The 1704-nt window shown below is 44.0% G+C and carries 2 protein-coding genes; one reads left to right on the top strand and one right to left on the bottom strand.

Annotation, left to right across the window (positions count from 1 at the left end):
- Positions 1-626: 626 nt before the first annotated feature.
- The gene (locus IQ242_RS24080; protein ID WP_193961691.1) at positions 627-992 is read left to right on the top strand and encodes a DUF1815 family protein; all 366 of its coding nucleotides are present in this window, start codon (positions 627-629) and stop codon (positions 990-992) included.
- A 43-nt stretch (positions 993-1035) separates the two neighbouring features.
- On the opposite strand, the gene IQ242_RS24075 is transcribed toward IQ242_RS24080, so the two are convergent.
- A partial coding sequence (locus IQ242_RS24075) for a glycosyl transferase (RefSeq protein WP_193961690.1) occupies positions 1036-1704 on the bottom strand: 669 nt, incomplete at its 5' end.

Genomic DNA, 1704 nt, shown 5'->3' with positions numbered 1-1704 from the left:
CGTCACTATTAGGTAGGGTTTGCGGCAAAAAGTTTTTCGGTGGGGGCAGGGTGTGGGGTGTAGGGTGTAGGGTGTAGGGTTTTACCGATTTTCAGGTGGTCAACTACCTAATTTTCAGGGAAAAAGTACCTGAATTTTACCCCCGATCACTTCAAGGGCTGGCACTTTTTGAGGGAAAAAAGTCTAAAAGTCTTATACAACAAGGTTTTTATATTTATTCAGCAAACCCTAATTACCAGTTACTGTTTACTGGACGGCTACGCCGTGCCTTTGGCAACACTGAAAAAAGCTCCCCTCCCTCCGCATCCGGCATAGAAGCATAGGTTTATGTAATTGTCAACATAGATTTGCGAACTTTTTTGTCGAAACCGGATCTTAAACTTTAAAAATAGGCATGATGGGAATAGTTGGGATCGAGGGGGTGGAAAGACGGATAAACTGGTAGCTTTGTACTTACACATACTTGGCGATATCAGGAATTCACGCTACTCTAGGTATCGGGTTCTTTACATTTTGTTACTTAACATCCGTAAACAAACCTGGTTCACATATCTTATTTTCTCAAAAAAGAATCTTAAAAAAGTATTAAGGTTTTATAATTGAGGAGTGTTGTCAGGAGGAACATTGTGTTTAAACGACTTGCAGAAGAGCATCGCCAACTGGTCAAAGACTTAGTCATGGATTTACAGGCTTTAGCGATCGCCTTAGAAAATCAAGGTTATCTAGCATCTTGCTACACCTGTGGCGGTCAAATGAACAGCGCATCTTTTATGGTGGGATTGGGTGAAACCCATCTAATTCGGTTTCTCGTGTCCGATTACGGCATCACCTGGACAGAAATGCGCGATGATCGAGAGTTAATGAAACTCGAAGGTGCGGAAGCCATCAGCCAACTACAGGAATTAGCCAATCTGATTAAATATCAAATTTCGCCGGCGGAATTTATTGACAAAAAACCCTCCTCCGTGCTGCAACGGTTAGAGACGGTTTAACCCCAGATGTGACCTAGACCTGTATGTTTAGCGAACTTTTTCCCTAACCTTTCAGCCAACTGTTAGCTAGATAAGCCATTCGTTTCATCTCTTTTCGTCCCCGGGAGACGGAATCGAGGATCATGCCACAGGTCAAACTTAAAAAGGCTAAAAGCATGATCGAGGCCGATAAAATGGCGGTGGGAAAACGTGGTACTAAGCCGGTTTCGAGGTATTCAAATAGGACGGGAATCGCTAAGAGGAGGGAAATAGCCGCCAAAATTAGCGAGACAAGGCTAAAAAAGAGAAAAGGACGAATTTCTTTAAAAAGTAGGATAGCGGTTCCCAATACCCGCCAGCCATCTTGAAAGGTTTTTAACTTACTTTGGGAACCTTCGGGACGTTCCCCGTAGAGGGTTGGTTCTTCAGCGAAGGGAATTTTTAATTCTAAAGCGTGGATAGTTAACTCGGTTTCAATCTCGAAACCATTGGACAAAGCGGGAAAAGATTTGACGAAACGACGAGAAAAGACGCGATAACCGGAGAGCATATCGATTAAACGCGCTCCAAACAGAAATTTCACCAATCCCGTTAAAAATAGATTACCGGCGCGATGACCGGGACGATAAGCCTGGGAGGATTTTGCCGCTTCCCGACGCGCACCGACCACCATATCTAACTGTTCTCGCAGCATTCGTTCAATTAAGCGTCGTACTGCCGCAATTTCGTAGGT

This window comes from Microcystis sp. LEGE 08355 (assembly GCF_015207185.1).
Classification (GTDB): Bacteria; Cyanobacteriota; Cyanobacteriia; order Cyanobacteriales; family Microcystaceae; genus Microcystis; species Microcystis panniformis.
Note: the sequence above shows the minus strand (reverse complement) of the source record. Positions and strands in the feature narration are given on the sequence as shown.